Here is a 17,034-nt window from a genome sequence, read left to right as displayed (position 1 = left end):
CATGCTGACGCCCGAGCGGATCCAGGCCCTGTGTGACTCCTCCCGCCCCAAGCTGGACGCGATGCGTACGGCGTTGCGCGCGCACGGCTCCGTGCTGGTGGCGTTCTCGGGAGGGGTGGACTCCACGTTCGTGCTGAAGATCGCGGTGGAGGAGCTCGGGGAGCGGGCGTTGGCGCTGACCGCGCTGTCGGCGTCGGTGGCACCGGAGGAGGAGCGGGAGGCGCGGGAGCTGGCGGTGCGCCTGGGGGCGAGGCACGTGGTGGTGTCGAGCGACGAGCTGGCCAACCCGAGCTACGCGGCCAACCCGACGAACCGCTGCTACTTCTGCAAGACGGAGCTGTACGACATCTGCGAGGCGAAGCGGAAGGAGCTGGGGCTGGAGGTGGTGCTGGACGGCTTCAACGCGGACGACTTCAAGGATCACCGACCGGGGCACCAGGCGGCGAAGGAGCACGCGGTGCAGTCGCCGCTGGCGAAGGCGGGGCTGACGAAGGAGGAGATCCGAGCGTGGAGCCACGCGCTGGGGCTGCCCACGTGGGACAAGCCGCAGATGGCGTGCCTGGCGTCGCGGATTCCCTACGGGACGTCAGTGACGCGGGAGCGCCTGTTCCAGATCGCGGGGGCGGAGTCCGAGCTGCGCAAGAGGGGCTTCCGTCAGTTCCGGGTGAGGTACCACCAGGAGATCGCACGCATCGAGCTCTCGGCGGACGAGTACGAGCGCTTCCTGTCGGCAGAAGTGAGGCGCGAGGTAGACGCGGCCTTCAAGGCGTTGGGATTCAAGTTCGTGGCGCTGGATCTCGAGCCCTTCCGTTCAGGACGAATGAACGACGCAGCGGGAATCCAGCGCCCGGCAGCGGACAGCCACCCGCTCCCGGTCGTGAGCTAAAACGCCCCTCCCTCTCCCTCTGGGAGAGGGTCGGGGTGAGGGTATGTCGCTCCCGGGTTTTCCCATGCGCCACCTCTCGCTGTCGTTGCTGCTCTCGACACTACCCGCGCTGGCCCTGGCGGAGACCTGGACCACGCCGAGCCGTCCGCGCCGGACCGTGGCGCTACAAGCTGGACCCGCCCTGACATACACGGAGGGCTTCCAGGGAACACAACTGCGTCGGGGACTCAGTGGCCTGCTGGAACTCGGGATGAGCGTCCCGATGGGCTACGAGGAGGACGAGCTCTTCCTGCTGGCGCGAGCGGGAAGGGGAGCGCCGGGCATCAACCTGTCGGCGCACGTGGGCTGGAGGAGCGTCTTCGAGGGCACGGACGTGTGGCGCAGCTACGCGGAGCTGGGGGCCGGGGTGCACCTTCGACCGGACTTCTGGGTAGGACCGCGGCTGGGCCTTGGGGTCCGGCGCACCCTGTCGGAGCGCTTCTCCCTCTACGGAGGGCTGGGCACGCAGCTGGGATTTGGATCCGGACTCCGATTGGACGTAGAGCTGTGCACCGGCGTGCGCTGGGGCCTGTGATCCGTTTCTGATCCACGGGTGATCCAACGGGTCTGATGATTTTCTTGCGATCCGATGCGTCTGTGAGACGTTGTGCGCACCTGTAGGAGACAACGCACATGGACATGAATCCTCGTCTCACCTCGGTGGTGTTCCGTCTCAACCGCGAGAAGCTGGATGCGCTCAAGGAGCTGTCGCGGTCGACGAGGATCCGCCAGAGCGAGTACCTCCGGGAGGCGATCTCGGATCTGCTGACGAAGTACGAGGAGCGGCTGGTCGACTAAGCAGCCTGGGCGTCCGCTTCCGCCGAGAGGCAGAAGGGGGGCGCCGAGGGGAGGCCCGGAGCGAGGGCCCGCTCCTCAGGAGGGAAGGGCTCCTTGTCGGGCGGGTAGTGAACCTCCCAGAGCAGGAGCCCCTGAGCAGGGGCCTTCAGGCCCGGGATGGTCGTGCCCGAGTCGAGCGCCGCGCGGAAGCGCTCCTCGGAGAGGGCGCCCGAGGCGGTGAGCAGCGTGGAGCCCACCAGGTAGCGGACCTGGTAGCGCCCGAAACCATCTCCCCGCAAACGGAACTCGAAGAGACCTCCCCCCAGCTCGTGCAGGGTGGCCGACTCCAGCGTGCGCGGCTTGCGCTGACTGGAGTGCTCGTGGAAGGCGTAGAAGTCGCGGCGACCCACCATGGCGCCGAGCAACTCTGAGATCCGCTCGGGCTTCAGCACCGCGCCCTCCAACCGGGGCTCGAGTGAGGGCTCCATCACGAAGGGCCGCCACGCCTCGGACGGGGAGGAGCCGAGCTGGACGCGGTAGCGATACTCCTTGCCGACAGCGCTCCATTGAGAGTGGAAGCCATCGGGAGCGCGCCTCGCCACACACAGCCCGAGATCCGGCGGGAGCTGTGGGGGGAGCCGCTCGGCGAGCATCTCCGGGGTGTAGCAGGGAGGAAGCCGGACACTCACCACCTGCATGCGCGCGTGGACGCCGCGGTCGGTGCGGCCGGCGGGCATGATGGGGTAGGGGACTCCGGCCCTGCGCATGGAGTCCTCGAGAGCTTCCTGCACGGTGAGGCCGCCTGGTTGGCGCTGGAAACCGATGAAGCGGGCGCCGCGGTACCAGATCCACAGGGTGGCGGGGGTTCTTTTCACGGAGCGTGGGGGGTTGGAGGGGCGTTGTAGTAGCCCGTGTGGCCTGGGATACTTCCCGGCCCATGTCGGCCGCACAAGATCTCCATGACCTCGAGAGGACGCAGCTCGATTCCCAGTGGCTTTACCGTCAGGGGGACCTCGTCCTCGGACCCCTGACCGGGCACCAGGTGGTGGAGAAGCTGTACACCGGGGAGCTCACCGGAGAGACGGATGTGTCCGCCTCGGGCCCGAGCGGCTTCCGCAAGCTCAAGGACCTGGACGCCTTCAAGCTCCACGTCGCCAAGGCAGCGGTGAAGCAGCGGGTGGAGGCGGAGGCTCGGGCTGCACGGGCTCGGCGTAACCGCGCTCGACTCATCACGGGTGGCGTGGCGGCGGTGGTGGCCGGAGGGCTGGGGCTGGGCGCGTGGCAGATCGCGCGCTATTCGGCCGTGTACCTGCCGGGGGTGGATCGGGAGCTCGACATCCAGGTGGACCCGCCCGTCATCACCGTGGCCAAGCGCTCCGTGCCCGAGGAGCTGTTCGACTACCCGGGCGGGCCGAAGCCAGAGAAGCTCCCCAGCAAGCCCTCCGAGACGACGCCGGACAAGCCCGAGAAGCCGGAGAAGGTGGCCTCGGCCTCGCTGTCGCAGAAGCCGGAGCGTCGCGCCTCGGGTGGACGCCCGACGGGCAGGGTCAGTACGGACGCGGACGGCCTGTCGACGGAGGTCAACTACGATCAGGCGGCCATCAACCGGGTGGTGAAGCAGTCCCAGAGCACGCTCTACCACTGCTTCAAGGAGGAGGCCGAGCGCCGTCCGGGGTTCGCCGCCAAGGTGCCGCTCGAGTTCACCATCGGCAACGACGGCCGGGTGGCGCAGCTGTGGGTGGACCACCCGCAGCTCAAGAAGGGCCCGCTCTTTGACTGCCTGCTGGGCGAGATGAAGAAGTGGCCCTTCAAGCCCTATACGGGGGAGCGCGCCACAGTGAACCTCGCGTTCACCATCGGTAAGAAGTAGGCGGAGAAGGTTGGGAGGCAACGGGCCGCTTTTTTGCCCCCTCGGTTTTCCTGCCCGATACAGGGGGCATGGTGACCGCTGCAGAAGTCGACATCGAGAAGAAGGCTGCTTCCGTGCCCCCGGGCACCTTCCGCCACACCGTCCTGGTGGCGGCCAAGCGCTTCAAGTCCACCTGGGCCGAGCTGGGCAAGCTGCTCGTCCAGGTGCGGGACGAGAACCTCTGGGAGCCGTGGGGTTACGCCTCCTTTGAGGCCTACTGCCTCAAGGAGCTCCACATCAAGAAGCAGACGGCCCTGAAGCTGACGCGCTCGTTCAGCTTCCTGGCCAAGCACGAGCCCGCCGAGGATGTGGCCCAGCCGGACTTCCCCCAGAAGGCCCCGGCCTTCGAGGTCATCGAGGTCCTTGCGGACGCCGAGGAGCGGGGACAGCTCTCGCCGCAGGAGTATCGTTCACTGCGTGACAGTATCTGGGACCCCGAGAAGCCGCCGAACGAGCTCAAGAAGGAGATTGTGGAGCGCTTCCCCCGGCCGCCGCCGGAACCCCCTCCGGAGAGCTTCCAGGTGCGCAAGCTGGCGCAGATGGCCCGGAAGCTGGCCGCCGAGGTATCCGGGTGCCGCCGGGTTCCCCATGCCATTGCCGAGCGGGCGGGCGCCCTCGCCCAGGACCTCGAGGAGCTCGCTTCGGGCGTGAATGACGCCTGAACGGGTGTTACTCAACGCTGACCCCGTCCGACGGTGCACAGCCTTTCGGACGACACATTCGGGATGGGCTTCCTGTGGATTCAACCGGGGCCTATATTTTGGCGGAAGGCTGTTCGAGACGTGGGCAGCCAAACGACTTGGGTGTGGTGGTGTCGGCTGATAGGCTCCGGGGAACCGGGGTCGGTGAACTCGGAGGCGGCAGTGAAGAAGGAGCACCACGTCAACCTGTCCTGCTCGTTCTGCGGCAAGTCGCAGCGCGAGGTCCGCAAACTCATCGCGGGCCCCACGGTCTACATCTGCGATGAGTGCATCAAGCTCTGCAACGACATCATCGCGGACGAGAACGAGCGAGAGGAAGGCAAGCCGCAGGTGAGCTTGCCGACGCCGATGGAGATCAAGGCGTTCCTCGATGACTACGTGATTGGCCAGGACCAGGCGAAGAAGGTCCTGTCGGTCGCGGTGTACAACCACTACAAACGCATCTACCAGAAGAAGCCGACAGCACGGCCTCGCCCGGGGATGAAGCCCACGGGCTCGGAGGACGTGGAGCTGAGCAAGAGCAACATCTTGCTCGTGGGCCCCACGGGAAGCGGCAAGACGCTGCTGGCGCAGTCGCTGGCGCGCTTCCTCAACGTCCCCTTCACCATCGCGGACGCCACCAGCCTCACCGAGGCCGGCTACGTGGGTGAGGACGTGGAGAACATCATCCAGAACCTGCTCCACAACGCCGACTACGACGTGGAGAAGGCGGCGCGGGGCATCGTCTACATCGACGAGATCGACAAGATCGCGCGCAAGGGTGACACGCCGAGCGCCACGCGAGACGTGGGCGGCGAGGGTGTGCAGCAGGCGCTCTTGAAGATCATCGAGGGCACGCGGGCCAACGTCACGCCGAGGGGCGGGAAGAAGTACAACCAGCAGGAGTACGTGCAGGTTGATACGACGAACATCCTGTTCATCTGCGGCGGCGCGTTCCACGGCATCGACGGGGTCATCAAGCGCCGAGTGGGTGAGAAGGGCCTGGGGTTCGGGGCGAAGATCACCCACAAGGAAGACCGGAGCGTGGGCGAGCTGCTGGCCATGGTGGAGCCGGAGGATCTGATGAAGTTCGGGATGATTCCCGAGTTCATCGGGCGTCTGCCGGTGGTGGCGACGCTGAACGATCTGAAGGAAGAGGATCTGATCACGATCCTCACGCAGCCGAAGAACGCGCTGATCAAGCAGTACCAGAAGCTCTTCGAGATGGAGAAGGTGAAGCTGACCTTCACGAAGGAAGCGCTGAAGGCGATCGCGCGGGAGGCGATGCGTCGCAACTCGGGAGCGCGCGGACTGCGGGCGATCCTGGAGGACGCGATGCTGGACATCATGTACGACGTCCCGTACCGGGATGGGGTGAAGGAGTGCAAGATCACCGAGACGGTGGTGACCAAGCACGAGCCGCCCCAGTTGGTGATGGAGAAGGAAAAGAAGTCGGCGTAGCGGCCCACTTCATCATCCACAGGGAAACCCCCGATGCCCACGAGGCACGGGGGTTTTTCATTTCAAGGAGGCAACCCTCCGGCCCGTGGTGCTACGCATCCCTCCCTCTCCCCTCGGGAGAGGGTCGGGGTGAGGGTACGTGCATCGGGCGTCACACGGTGAACTGAGTCAACTTGGGTTGATCGACCTGTGTCGGCGGCTCCGAGCGAACACCACGAATGCCGAGTCCCTGCTGTGGAGGCTGCTGAGGGCCCGTCAACTCATGGGGGTGAAGTTCCGGCGCCAGCACCAGTTCGGTCCCTACATCCTCGACTTCTACGCACACGAGGCGAAGCTGGCCCTCGAGCTGGACGGGGACGGCCATGCGAGGCCCGAGCAACAGGCCCGGGATGCGGCGCGCACGGAGTTCCTCGAGGCGCATGGCCTCACGGTACTGCGGTTTTCCAATCGGGAAGTGCTGCAGGAGACCGAGGCGGTGCTCACACGGATTTGGAACCAGCTGAGCACGTCCCCTCACCCCGTCCCTCTCCCGGAGGGAGAGGGGAGATAGGCAAGCTCAGCTGCTCACGCGGACGGTGGTGTTCATCTCTCGTCCGGTGGCTGGATCCCTGGCGCGCATGGTGAGGATGCCTTCCACGTTCACGTCGAAGGTGATCTCCACCTGCACCGAGCCCGCTCGGGCCGGGCGGATCCCCGAGAACGTGAACTCACCCAGCAGATCGTTCTTCACCACCTGCTCGTGGTCGCCCTGGTAGATGCGCATGGCCAGCTCGGTCTGGTTGTCCATGCTCGTGGTCGCCACCAGCTGCCGGGCGTTGGGGATCGGCGCGTTGCGCGGGAACACCGTGTGGAACGCCCCGCCCGCGCGCTCCAGGCCGATGGCCATCGGAATCACGTCCAGCAGCTGCAGCCGCAGGCTCGAATTATCCTCCAGCGACTTCGCGTACAGCGCCGCACCCACGGCCACCGCTTCGTCCGGGTGCACGCCCTTGCTCGGCGTCTTGCCGAAGAACTTCGTCAACCGGTCCTGCACGATGGGCATGCGCGTCTGCCCGCCCACGAGCAGCACCTCGTCAATGTCCTTGGTGCTCAGCCCCGAGTCCACCAGCACCCGCGCCACCATCTGCAGCGTTCTATCCACCAGGTGGTTGGTGAGCTGCTGCAGCATCTTGCGCGTGAACTTCATCTCGATGTTCAGCGGCTGGCCCTGGGCCGTCATCGTGATGAAGGGGATGTTGAACTGCACGTCGTCGCGCGCGGACAGGTCGATCTTCGTGCGCTCGGCGAGGTCCTTGATGCGCTGCATGGCCACCGGATCCGTGGCCAGGTCGATGCCCGTCTTCGAAGCGAAGTCCTTGAGGACGTGGTGGATGATGGCGTTGTCGAAGTCGATGCCGCCCAGGAAGACGTCACCGCCGGTGGCCTTCACCTCGAAGATGCGGTCGCGGATCGCGATGATGGACACGTCGAAGGTTCCGCCGCCCAGGTCATAGACGAGCACCGTCTTGTTGACGCCCTTGCCCGCGCCGTAGGCGAGCGCCGCCGCGGTGGGCTCGTTGATGATGCGCACCACCTCGAGGTCAATGAGCTTGCCGGCTTCCTTCACCGTCTGGCGCTGCCGGTCATTGAAGTACGCCGGCACCGTCACCACGGCGCGCTTGATGGGCGTCTTCAGGTAGTTGGCGGCGACGTCGCGGATCTTGTTGAGGATCTTGGCGCTGATCTCCTGGAGGGTGAACTGCTTCTTGCCCACGTCCAGGACGACGTCGTTCTTCTTGCCAGGGCGCACCGAGTACGCCACGACCTTCTTCATCGCCTCGACGATGTCGCTCTGGAAGGGCCGCCCCACCAGCCGCTTGGAGCCGTAGATGGTGTTCTTCGGGTTGAGCTGCCACTGGCGCTTGGCCTCATAGCCGATCAGCTCGTTGCCCTTGTCATCGATCGCGAAGATGGAGGGGATGGTGTACTCGCCGCCCTTGTAGGGGATGAGCTTCACGTTCCCACCGTCCTCGACGATCGCGGCGCACGAGTTGGTCGTGCCGAGGTCGATGCCGATGATGGGATCCTTGTGCATCTTGCGTGGACTCCGGGCGAAGTGGGGCGCGAGGCGATCAGGGCCTGCCTCGGTCAAGGTCCCGGGAGGTTAGTTCAAGTTCACGGGGGTCGCGAGCGAGAGTAGGTGTCCAGCACAATCTGTGGGTGGTGCAGGTCCGCCCCGGGGGCATCCAGCCAGCGTCCAGCCAGCGGGTCGCCAAGGGCGTGAAGGCGCGGCCCTCGACCGTGTAGGAGCCAGTGGGCACGGACCTGGAACGAGGGCTCATACTCCGGGTGTACCCCCCCGCGTCGAGCCCGGCTGGCAGCAGGGGAAGCAGCACCTGCATGTGATGGAGAAGCACTGCCCACAACACAACGGAAACAAGGGCCCTGGACATCCCGCTCTCCGAGGGGAAAGTTCCGGGGGTCCGCGTGTTGCGTGTGCATGGCGGCGACTGGCCGACGTGGTTAGTGGGTTCCTGAACTACAGCTACAGAGGAGTCATCCCGTGGAAGCCAAGCGATACCTGCAGGAAGTGGGCGCCCAGGTGTCCGACGACTTCGTCAAGAATCGCTCCATCCTCTCCTTCGAGGAGTACCTCACGCTCTTCATGGGGGATCCACGGGGACAGTCGCGCAACGCCGCCCAATACCTGCGCGACGTGATGGACCACTTCGGCACGGAGACGGTGGCTCACCCCACCGGAAAGTTGCGCCGCTTCAAGGTCTTCGACGTCCCCGCCACGGATCGGGATGGCCGGGTCGGAGTCGCGGGCCAGGAGGAGGTGCAGAACGCCATCTACCGGCTGCTCGGCAACTTCACGCGCGCCGGCCGCATCAACAAGCTCATCATGCTGCACGGCCCCAACGGCAGCGCGAAGTCGACCCTCGTCAACGCGCTCAAGGCCGGCATGGAGGACTACTCCCGCCAGCCTCAGGGGGCCCTCTACCGCATCAGCTGGATCTTCCCCTCGGAGAAGCTCGTCAAGGGCTCCATTGGTTTCGGTGGCGAGCGCGCGGCGGCTGCGGCGGCGACGGCGGCTGCGGGGGGAGAGCTGTCCTCCTACGCACACCTGGACGCCGAGTCCATCGACGTGCGCATCCCCTGCGAGCTGCGCGATCACCCGCTCTTCGTGGTTCCTCCCGCCGAGCGCCAGCGGCTGCTCGAGGGCGCGCTGAAGAAGAAGGGCCTGGGCAATGGGGACGGGCAGGGGGACGGTGACTTCGTCCTCTCCGACTACGTGCTGCACGGAGAGCTGTGCCACAAATGCCGCAGCATCTACACGGCGCTCCTGAACAACTACAAGGGCGACTACCTCCAGGTGCTGCGCCACGTGCGCGTGGAGCGCTTCTACATCTCGCGCCGCTACCAGGTGGGCTCGGTGACGGTCGAGCCGCAGATGAGCGTGGACGCCATGTACCAGCAGGTGACGGCGGATCGGGCTCAGCTCCTCAACATGCCGCCTGCGCTCCAGAACGTGGCCCTCTTCGAGCCGCACGGCCCGCTGGTGCACGCCAACCGCGGCATCATCGAGTACTCGGATCTGCTCAAGCGCCCCCTGGAGGCCTTCAAGTACCTGCTGGGCTTCAGCGAGACGTCCCAGGTGCCGCTCGAGCACTTCGTGTTGCAGCTCGACGAGGTGCTCATCGCCTCGTCCAACGAGAAGCACCTGGGCGCCTTCAAGGAGCTGCCGGACTTCGCCTCCTTCAAGGGCCGCATCGAACTGGTGCGCGTGCCGTACCTGCGCCGCTACAGGGTGGAGCAGGAGATCTACGACGCGCAGATCACCCCCACCACCGTGGGCAAGCACGTGGCCCCGCACGCCACCGAGGTGGCCGCCATGTGGGCCGTGCTCACCCGCCTCAAGAAGCCCATCCCTGATCGCTACGCACCCGAGGTGAAGGAGCTCGTGGATCAGGTGACGCCGGTGGAGAAGATGCACCTCTACGAGGAGGGCGTGGTGCCGGATCGGCTCAGCCTCTCCCACGGCAAGGAGCTGCGCAAGCTGCGCACGGACATGTACGAGGAGTCCGACGCGTACCCCAACTACGAGGGCCGCAGCGGCGCCAGCGCTCGGGAGATCAAGACGGCGCTCTTCAACGCCGCGCAGAACGCCGACTACAAGTGCCTCAATGCCCTGGCGGTGCTCGAGGAGCTCGAGTCCATCTGCAAGGACAAGAGCGTCTACGAGTTCCTCCTGCAGGAGGTGGTGGACGGCTACCACGATCACGAGGAGTTCGTGCGCGCGGTGGAGGCCGAGTACCTCGACCGGGTGGACGAGGAGGTGCGTGAGTCCATGGGGCTCGTCTCCGAGGGCCAGTACCGCGAGCTGGTGGAGCGATACGTCTACAACGTGAGCCACTGGGTGAAGAACGAGAAGATCCGCAACCGGATCACCGGCGCCATGGAGCGCCCGGACGAGCAGCGCATGGCGGAGATGGAAGCCATCGTCATGCCGCGGGGCGAGGATCCAGGCGAGTTCCGCCGCGGGCTCATCTCGCAGATTGGCGCGCACAAGCTGGACAACCCGGACGCGGAGATGGACTACCCGCGCATCTTCCCGGACATGTTCCGCCGCCTGCGTGACCACTACTTCGAGGAGCGCAAGCGGGTGCTGCGCCGCAACAAGGAGAACGTCCTCAAGTACCTCTCCGAGGAGCGCAGCACGCTGTCCTCGCGCGAGCAGAGCCAGGTGGAGAGCACCCTGAAGACGATGCACGAGCGCTACGGCTACTGCGAGCACTGCGCCAAGGACGCCATCCTCTTCCTCATGAAGAAGCGCTACGGCTGAGCCGACAGCAGCAGACGGGCGAGCGGGCGCTCGGTGGGTGTGGTGCTTTCCGAAAATGCGTCGCAAGTGGAAGATGGGAACTCAATAGAAGTTGAAGGCTCTTGTTCCCCTTCCACTTCCTCGTCTCGGAGCGTCGATGACCCGTTTCTCCCTGGGCCTGCCCGCCCTCTTCGCCATGTTGTCCTGTGCCGCCGCGCCGAGCTCACAGGTCGTCTCGGAGACCTCGGGCACCGGGGGAGCCGGCAGTGCGCCAGTGGTGATGCAGCAGGTGGGCGCCCATACACCCCGGCTCACGCGCAAGGAGCAGGTGAGGCGGATCCTCCCGCACAACGTCCGGCTCGCCCTCGTCGAGGAAGGCAAGGCGAAGCGCACCGCCTCGGGCGTGGTCATCGGCAACGAGAAGACCGCCGAGGGGCTCGTCAGCTACGTGCTCACCAACGCGCACGCGGTGGAGATGGACGATCTGAAGAACCCGAGCCTCGTCGTCATCGTGGATGATCGCGCCGACTCCACGGAGTACGGGGCGCAGGTGGTGGCCACGGGCTCGGTCCCGGACATGGACCTGGCGCTCTTGAAGGTGCCCGGCCTGTCGCTCGCGCCCGCGCAGCTCGCCGGGGACTCGGAGCTGGAGCTGGGCGATGACGTGGTGGTGGCCGCCTCGCCTTTCGGCCGGGCCCTGTCGCTCTCGGGCGGCATGCTGTCCCAGGTGGAGTGGGACAAGGAGAGCAAGAAGCCGCGCATGGTGAAGACGGATGCGCCCATTGGCTACGGCGCCTCCGGTGGCGGCATCTTCAGCCTCGAGACGGGCAAGCTGCTCGCCATCGTCGAGGGCTATCGCACCGCCAAGGTGGGCTTCGCCGTGGCCGAGCAGAACTACAGCTTCGACGTGCCCATGCCCGGAGAGACCTTCGCCGCTCCGAGCGGCAAGGTGCGCCAGTTCCTCCAGCAGAAGGGCTTTGCTCGGCTGCTCGGTGGCACTGCCGGAACGGGCCCGGCCACGGACGGTTCACAGACCGCCAGCCGCTAGCTGCACGCTCCCGGGCACCTCCGGCGGGAAACTCGACAGCGGTCCCTCCCACGGTACATCCCGGGGAGGGGAGGTACGCATGAGCAACCGGAGCTCCTGGGATCAATACTTCATGGACATCGCGCGTCAGGTGGCCAGCCGTGCCACGTGCGACAGGAAGCACGTGGGCGCGCTCCTGGTGCGCGACAGGACCATCCTCTCTACCGGCTACAACGGCTCCATCCGAGGCCTGCCCCACTGCAGCGACGTGGGCCATATGATGGAAAACGGACACTGTGTGGCCACTGTCCATGCCGAGGCCAACGCCATCATCCAGGCAGCCAAGAACGGCGTGCGGATCGACAGCGAGCGCGACAAACCCACCACGCTCTACACCACCGCCAGCCCCTGTTGGCCGTGCTTCAAGCTGATCGCGAACGCGGGCGTGCGCCGCATCGTCTACGGCGAGTTCTATCGTGATCCGCGCATCTTCGAGTACGCGGCGCGGCTGGACATTGAGCTCGTGGGGCCGGGCCCGGAAGAGCAGCCGGCCGAGCGCTGAGCCCATTTCGATCACATTTTTCTGTACCGCACTGTTGGCAGGTTTACGAAACGCACGTGGACTTGTTCTTCAGTACAGGTGAAGCGTCATCTCGGGAACACCTGATACGCCCGATGGAAGACGCCTCGCTGTGGGAATTCCTCGCAGCCAGCAAGAATTACCGCCCCAGGGTTGACGGTACTTACAGGGCTCCCTAAATCCTCGCAGCGACAGGGCGGCGGGAATGAAGGGCGCCGGTCAAACCTCTAGGAGCTTTTGTGATCAACTCCACGGCTGCGAGCAGCAGTGCGCCCCCAGTGCGTGAAGGGGCGGACCCGGTAGTGGATGCCGCGCGTTATGGCGCGGTGCCCACGCTGATGGACAGCCTTCTCCACGATGTGCGCAACCCCCTGAACGCACTCTCCATCCACCTGGAAGTGCTGACGGAGAAGCTCAAGGGCGAGACGGGGCAGGTGCCGCCCTCGCAAGAGAAGAACCTCAAGGCCATGCGCGATCAGATCCAGCGCGTGGATGGCATCATGCGGCGCTTTGCCGAGTTCATCGTGAGCCGCCCGGGCACGCCCGGCGAGGCGGAGCTGTCCGAGACGGTGACGCGCGCCATGGAGGTGTTGGCGCACGAGGGCCGCAAGCGGCGCCTGCAGGTGCGTCCGGTGATCGCCCCCGGAGTGCGGGCCCGCCTGACGGACACCGGGGAGCTGGGCTTCCTGGTGGTGCAGTCCCTGATGAGGGCCTATGGCCGCTCGGAGCAGGGCGCCGAGGTGACGGTGACGGTGCGGGCCGAGGGTCCGCGCGCGGTGCTCGAGGTGGTGGATGCCACCCCCTCTCCGACAGAGACCGTGCCGGAAGCGGCGGCGGCGCTGGAGCTGCGGTGTGGGCAGCTCGGCGTGGAACTGCAGATGCGTGCCGGTATGTGCCGGTTGTCCTTTCCGCTCGTCTGAGCTGACAAGCGAGTTTCGGAACCCTTTCTTCACCCGAAGTGTCTGATGTCTGGAGGTTCTCACGTGGGCAGCGCGCGAATTCTGGCTGTGGACGACGAGCGCGATACTTGCGAAGCACTGGCGGAGATGTTGACCGCCTGGGGCCACAAGGTGGAGACCGCGTTCGACGCGCACGACGCCCTGCGCAAGGCCGGGGAGTTTCGGCCGGACGTGGTTCTGTCCGACCTGGCCATGCCGGAGACGGATGGTCTGGGTCTCCTGCGGGCGCTGCGTGACGAGTTGCCGGATTGTCCGGTGGTGTTCCTCACGGGTCATGGGACCATCGATGGCGCGGTGGAGGCGATCCGCGAGGGTGCCTATGACTTCATCGTCAAGCCGCTCGACACCGCGCGGTTGAAGGTCTGCATCGACCGGGCGCTGGAGAAGAAGGAGACGATGCGCGAGGTGCAGGGCCTGCGCCGGCGCCTCAAGCAGCTCGGCTCGTCGGACTTCATTGGCCAGTCCTCGGCCATGCGCAAGGTGTTCGAGCTCATCGAGAAGGTGGCCCCCTCCAAGGCGAGCGTGGCCATCACCGGTGAGTCCGGTACGGGTAAGGAGGTGGTGGCGCGCGCCATCCACAACCTGTCGCAGCGCCGCGACAAGCCCTTCATCGCCATCAACTGCGCCTCCATCCCGGCCACGCTGATCGAGTCGGAGATCTTCGGCCACGAGAAGGGCGCCTTCACCGGCGCGGATCAGCGGCGGCCTGGCGTGTTCGAACTTGCCCACGGCGGTACGCTCTTCCTGGACGAGCTCGGTGAGATTCCCATCGAGCTCCAGGCCAAGCTCCTGCGCGTGCTGGAGGAGAGCAAGCTGCGGCGCCTGGGCGGCAAGGTGGAGCTCGAGGTGGACGTGCGCGTGCTGTGCGCCACCAACCGCGATCTGCGCAAGGAGATCGAGGCCAAGCGCTTCCGCGAGGATCTCTACTTCCGCCTCAACGTCTTCCAGGTGCACCTGCCGCCCCTGCGCGAGCGGCGCGAGGACGTGCCCATCCTGGTGCAGTACTTCGTGGAGAAGTTCCGCGGGGACTCGGCCAAGCGCGTGACGGGCGTGCACCCGGACGCGATGGAGATCCTCAAGAACCACGAGTGGCCGGGCAACATCCGCGAGCTGCGCAACGCGGTGGAGCGCGCCGTGATCCTCTGCGATGGCGAGCTCATCATGCGCGAGCACCTGCCCCCCGACATGGCAGGCAAGAGCCCCGAGCGCCACACCTTCCGCCTGCCCTACGGGCTGTCGCTCGACGCGGTGGAGCGCGAGTACATCCTCGGCAGCCTCCAGCGGAACGGGAACAACAAGGCCCGGACGGCGGAGATCCTCGGCGTGAGCGAGAAGACGCTCTACAACAAGCTCAACCGCTATGCGGCCGAGGCTCGTGGCCAGGGTCCCGGTTCGAAGGGCTCCGAGGGGAACGCTTTATCCAGCCATGCCGGCCCCTCGCTGGGCAGCAATCCTGAAATCCGCTGAATCAGCGTTCCACCGCGAGTCCTGCCTACTCCGGAAGAGTCCTGACCGGAGCTAACCTTTGAGGTTGGCTCCGGAGTCCATTCCCGGCGCCCATCCTGACACCGGGAGAGCGGATGCTCGTGCGCATGTTCCTCATGAGAGCGAGGCATGCCGCACTGCGTAAACGGGAGGCTGGAGACCCCGTCTTCGCTTGACTCACAGGGTCACTGCGGGCGATCCTGCGGGTCACACACACCCACGGGGCACCCGGTGTCACAACTCCCTACCCAGGGACACTTCCGGTGTGCCCTCTCCGAGGTTGTCCGAAAAAACGGAGACCGGCCACGCCGGGGGGCGTCAAGGAAGGTCACGTTTTCATGAGCGACGCGCGAGTTCTTCACTTCTTCGGCGGCAAGGGCGGGGTGGGCAAGACCACGCTCGCGGCGGCGTACGCGCTGCGGCTCGCGGATGAAGCGCCCAAGGAGAAGGTGCTGCTCGTCTCGTTGGATCCAGTGCGCTCGTTGTCGGATCTCCTGAAGAAGAAGCTGACGGGGAAGCCGACGAAGGTGGAGGAGGAGGGAGAGGCCGCCAAGGAGCCCAAGCCGGAGACGAAGGCCAAGGGCAAGGCGGTGAAGGGCAAGGCGGACGGGGGCGTATGGGCGATGGAGGTAGAGCCCGCCGCGCTGGCCAAGGGCTTCCTGGCGAAGTACGTGCCCGCGCTGCAGAAGGTGGCGATGAAGGGCACGCACCTGTCGGAGGAGGACCTGGGCAAGCTTTACGGCCAGGCCACGCCGGGGCTGGAGGAGCTGCTGGGGCTCCTGCACGTGTTGGAGCTGCTGGAGAGCGGCGAGTTTGATCGGGTGGTGGTGGACACGGCTCCCACCAGCCACACGTTGCGGCTCTTCGACATGCCGGTGGGGCTGCGCAAGTTCCTGGGCCTGGTGAAGGCGGGGGCGGAGCGCGCCGCGAGCGGCAAGGGCAAGAAGGCTCCGGCTGCGACGGAGGAGCTGACGTTCCTCGAGGAGTTCGCGGCTCGGGCGGAGAAGCTGCTGGCGACGCTGAAGGATCCAGCGCGCTCGGCCTTCCACCTGGTGGCGCTGGCGGAGCCGGTGCCCGAGGCCCAGACGCGCATGTACTTCGCGCAGCTGCGCGAGCGTGGCATTCCGGTGGTTGAAGTCGTGGTGAACCAGGTGGAGGACAAGGAAGGCTGTACGGCCTGCCTGGGTCGCCGGGGGCTTCAGGCGCCGCATGTGCGCAAGTACCAGGCGATGGACAAGAACGTCCCGGTGCACCTGGTGGGCAAGCGCGAGGTGGCGCCGCGGGGCCTGGAGCTGCTCAAGCCGTTTGCCAAGGAGTGGGCGAGCGGCAAGGAGACGAAGTCGCTGGAGTTCGCCGCGTCCGAGGGCCCGCCGGCCCTGGTGCGCGCCCCGTCCATGCCGCCCATCGCGGCGCCGCCGCTGCCTCCCACGCGGCTCATCTTCTTCGTGGGCCAGGGCGGAGTGGGGAAGAGCTCGTGCGCGGCTGCCGCGGCGGTGACGCTGACGGAGAAGGAGGGGCCGGTGCTCCTCATCTCCACGGATCCGGCGCACTCGCTGTCGGACGTGCTGCAGAGCCGGCTGACGGACGTCGAGACGCAGGTGAAGGGCACCAAGGGCCTGTACGCGCGCGAGCTGGACGTGGCGGGCTGGTTCAACAACCTGCGCAAGCGCTGGAAGGAGAAGGCGGAGAAGGCCTTCGAGGGCGCGCCGAAGACGGGCAACGACGTGCCGTTGGATCTGCTGCTGTTCCGCAACCTGCTGGACGCGGCACCTCCGGGCATCGACGAGCTGGCCGCCATGTCGTGCCTGACGGACGCGCTGGTGCAGGAGCGCTTCAAGCGGATCGTCGTGGACTCGGCGCCCATGGTGAACTCCATGCGCGTGGTGGAGCTGGCGGACACGGCGAAGGCGTGGTTCACCGCGCTGCACGGAGTCCTGTCCAAGCACAAGGCGAAGGGCCTGGGCGAGCTGGCCGACGACATGGCCGCCTTCCTCAAGCACGTGAAGCGCTTCGAGGACGCGCTGGCCTCGCCCAACGAGTCACGCTTCGTGGTGGTGACGCGGGGTGAGGAGCTGGCGACGGCGCGCTCGGAGCGGCTGGTGGAGTATCTGAAGGAGCGCAAGCTCCAGGTCGAGCGCGTGCTGGTCAACCGGGTGGGTCCGAAGGCGGACTGCGCCAAGTGCGAGAACCGCCGGAAGAACGAGCTCAACGCGGCGAAGGCCATCGAGAAGAAGATCGGCCTGCCGGTCACGGTCGCGCCGGCCCTGGGCCGTCACCCAGCGGGGCTGCGCGAGCTCAAGGCCTTCCGTACGGCCTGGTACGCGCTGAGCGCCACCGCCAAGACAAAGGCGGCCTAACCGTCGTCCCTTCCTCTCCCTCTGGGAGAGGGTCGGGGTGAGGGTATGCCCCTCCAGGGTTCACCGCCCG

15 protein-coding genes are annotated in these 17,034 nt (G+C 66.4%); 13 read left to right on the top strand and 2 right to left on the bottom strand.

The window, feature by feature from the left end:
- The first annotated feature begins 1 nt into the window (after nucleotide 1).
- The 3 genes from larE to F0U60_RS30200 all read left to right on the top strand — a co-directional run bounded on the left by larE (nucleotide 2) and on the right by F0U60_RS30200 (nucleotide 1,723).
- Entirely contained in the window at nucleotides 2-886 is an 885-nt protein-coding gene (gene larE / locus F0U60_RS30210) for an ATP-dependent sacrificial sulfur transferase LarE (protein WP_395804839.1), read from the top strand.
- Nucleotides 887-950: 64 nt separating this feature from the next.
- Nucleotides 951-1,460: a hypothetical protein gene (locus F0U60_RS30205; protein ID WP_395804837.1), complete on the top strand. Its 510-nt coding sequence runs from the start codon at nucleotides 951-953 to the stop codon at nucleotides 1,458-1,460.
- Nucleotides 1,461-1,558: 98 nt separating this feature from the next.
- A complete protein-coding gene (locus tag F0U60_RS30200; RefSeq protein ID WP_095981058.1) occupies nucleotides 1,559-1,723 on the top strand; it encodes a ribbon-helix-helix domain-containing protein in 165 nt (54 codons plus the stop codon).
- Here the strand turns inward: F0U60_RS30200 and F0U60_RS30195 are convergent.
- A complete protein-coding gene (locus tag F0U60_RS30195; RefSeq protein WP_395804835.1) occupies nucleotides 1,720-2,577 on the bottom strand; it encodes a tRNA pseudouridine synthase A in 858 nt (285 codons plus the stop codon). The two genes, F0U60_RS30200 and F0U60_RS30195, sit on opposite strands and share 4 nt — an antisense overlap.
- Before the next feature lie 62 nt (nucleotides 2,578-2,639).
- Between F0U60_RS30195 and F0U60_RS30190 the strand changes: the two genes are divergently transcribed.
- From F0U60_RS30190 to F0U60_RS30175, 4 genes are all read left to right on the top strand, one after another.
- Nucleotides 2,640-3,572 (top strand): AgmX/PglI C-terminal domain-containing protein, encoded by a 933-nt coding sequence (locus F0U60_RS30190; RefSeq protein WP_395804833.1) that lies wholly within the window; start codon nucleotides 2,640-2,642, stop codon nucleotides 3,570-3,572.
- Nucleotides 3,573-3,640: 68 nt separating this feature from the next.
- Nucleotides 3,641-4,273, top strand: coding sequence for a hypothetical protein (locus F0U60_RS30185; protein WP_203405377.1), 633 nt, complete (start codon nucleotides 3,641-3,643; stop codon nucleotides 4,271-4,273).
- A 201-nt stretch (nucleotides 4,274-4,474) separates the two neighbouring features.
- Nucleotides 4,475-5,752 (top strand): ATP-dependent Clp protease ATP-binding subunit ClpX, encoded by a 1,278-nt coding sequence (gene clpX, locus F0U60_RS30180; protein WP_395804831.1) that lies wholly within the window; start codon nucleotides 4,475-4,477, stop codon nucleotides 5,750-5,752.
- Nucleotides 5,753-5,930: 178 nt separating this feature from the next.
- Nucleotides 5,931-6,302: an endonuclease domain-containing protein gene (locus F0U60_RS30175; RefSeq protein ID WP_395804829.1), complete on the top strand. Its 372-nt coding sequence runs from the start codon at nucleotides 5,931-5,933 to the stop codon at nucleotides 6,300-6,302.
- 6 nt (nucleotides 6,303-6,308) lie between these two features.
- Here the strand turns inward: F0U60_RS30175 and F0U60_RS30170 are convergent, their stop codons facing one another.
- Nucleotides 6,309-7,826 (bottom strand): Hsp70 family protein, encoded by a 1,518-nt coding sequence (locus F0U60_RS30170; RefSeq protein ID WP_395804827.1) that lies wholly within the window; start codon nucleotides 7,824-7,826, stop codon nucleotides 6,309-6,311.
- A gap of 468 nt (nucleotides 7,827-8,294) precedes the next feature.
- On the opposite strand from F0U60_RS30170, the gene F0U60_RS30165 reads away from it, so the two are divergent.
- The 6 genes from F0U60_RS30165 (at nucleotide 8,295) to F0U60_RS30140 (ending at nucleotide 16,964) form a co-directional block, all read left to right on the top strand.
- On the top strand, nucleotides 8,295-10,577 hold the full coding sequence (locus tag F0U60_RS30165; protein ID WP_395804825.1) for a PrkA family serine protein kinase: 2,283 nt from the start codon (nucleotides 8,295-8,297) through the stop codon (nucleotides 10,575-10,577).
- Nucleotides 10,578-10,713: 136 nt separating this feature from the next.
- Nucleotides 10,714-11,604: a serine protease gene (locus F0U60_RS30160; RefSeq protein WP_395804823.1), complete on the top strand. Its 891-nt coding sequence runs from the start codon at nucleotides 10,714-10,716 to the stop codon at nucleotides 11,602-11,604.
- A 79-nt stretch (nucleotides 11,605-11,683) separates the two neighbouring features.
- Nucleotides 11,684-12,145: a deoxycytidylate deaminase gene (locus F0U60_RS30155; RefSeq protein WP_395804821.1), complete on the top strand. Its 462-nt coding sequence runs from the start codon at nucleotides 11,684-11,686 to the stop codon at nucleotides 12,143-12,145.
- Between the two features lie 257 nt (nucleotides 12,146-12,402).
- On the top strand, nucleotides 12,403-13,083 hold the full coding sequence (locus tag F0U60_RS30150) for a histidine kinase dimerization/phospho-acceptor domain-containing protein (protein ID WP_395804819.1): 681 nt from the start codon (nucleotides 12,403-12,405) through the stop codon (nucleotides 13,081-13,083).
- Between the two features lie 63 nt (nucleotides 13,084-13,146).
- On the top strand, nucleotides 13,147-14,589 hold the full coding sequence (gene nla6, locus F0U60_RS30145) for an enhancer binding protein Nla6 (protein WP_395825523.1): 1,443 nt from the start codon (nucleotides 13,147-13,149) through the stop codon (nucleotides 14,587-14,589).
- Nucleotides 14,590-14,945: 356 nt separating this feature from the next.
- The gene (locus tag F0U60_RS30140; protein ID WP_395804817.1) at nucleotides 14,946-16,964 is read left to right on the top strand and encodes an ArsA family ATPase; all 2,019 of its coding nucleotides are present in this window, start codon (nucleotides 14,946-14,948) and stop codon (nucleotides 16,962-16,964) included.
- The last annotated feature ends 70 nt before the right edge of the window (nucleotides 16,965-17,034 follow it).

It is taken from the genome of Archangium minus (genome assembly GCF_044360475.1).
Taxonomy (GTDB): Bacteria; Myxococcota; Myxococcia; order Myxococcales; family Myxococcaceae; genus Archangium; species Archangium minus.
This window is presented reverse-complemented; position numbering and strand designations above follow the sequence as displayed.

Excerpts from the sequence above, each read along its gene's own strand:
- larE (WP_395804839.1), top strand. The coding sequence starts at position 2 with ATGCTGACGCCCGAGCGGATCCAGGCCCTGTGTGACTCCTCCCGCCCC.
- F0U60_RS30190 (WP_395804833.1), top strand. The coding sequence starts at position 2,640 with ATGTCGGCCGCACAAGATCTCCATGACCTCGAGAGGACGCAGCTCGAT.
- F0U60_RS30185 (WP_203405377.1), top strand. The coding sequence starts at position 3,641 with ATGGTGACCGCTGCAGAAGTCGACATCGAGAAGAAGGCTGCTTCCGTG.
- F0U60_RS30205 (WP_395804837.1), top strand. The coding sequence starts at position 951 with ATGCGCCACCTCTCGCTGTCGTTGCTGCTCTCGACACTACCCGCGCTG.
- F0U60_RS30200 (WP_095981058.1), top strand. The coding sequence starts at position 1,559 with ATGGACATGAATCCTCGTCTCACCTCGGTGGTGTTCCGTCTCAACCGC.
- F0U60_RS30160 (WP_395804823.1), top strand. The coding sequence starts at position 10,714 with ATGACCCGTTTCTCCCTGGGCCTGCCCGCCCTCTTCGCCATGTTGTCC.
- F0U60_RS30140 (WP_395804817.1), top strand. The coding sequence starts at position 14,946 with ATGAGCGACGCGCGAGTTCTTCACTTCTTCGGCGGCAAGGGCGGGGTG.
- F0U60_RS30155 (WP_395804821.1), top strand. The coding sequence starts at position 11,684 with ATGAGCAACCGGAGCTCCTGGGATCAATACTTCATGGACATCGCGCGT.
- F0U60_RS30170 (WP_395804827.1), bottom strand. The coding sequence starts at position 7,826 with ATGCACAAGGATCCCATCATCGGCATCGACCTCGGCACGACCAACTCG.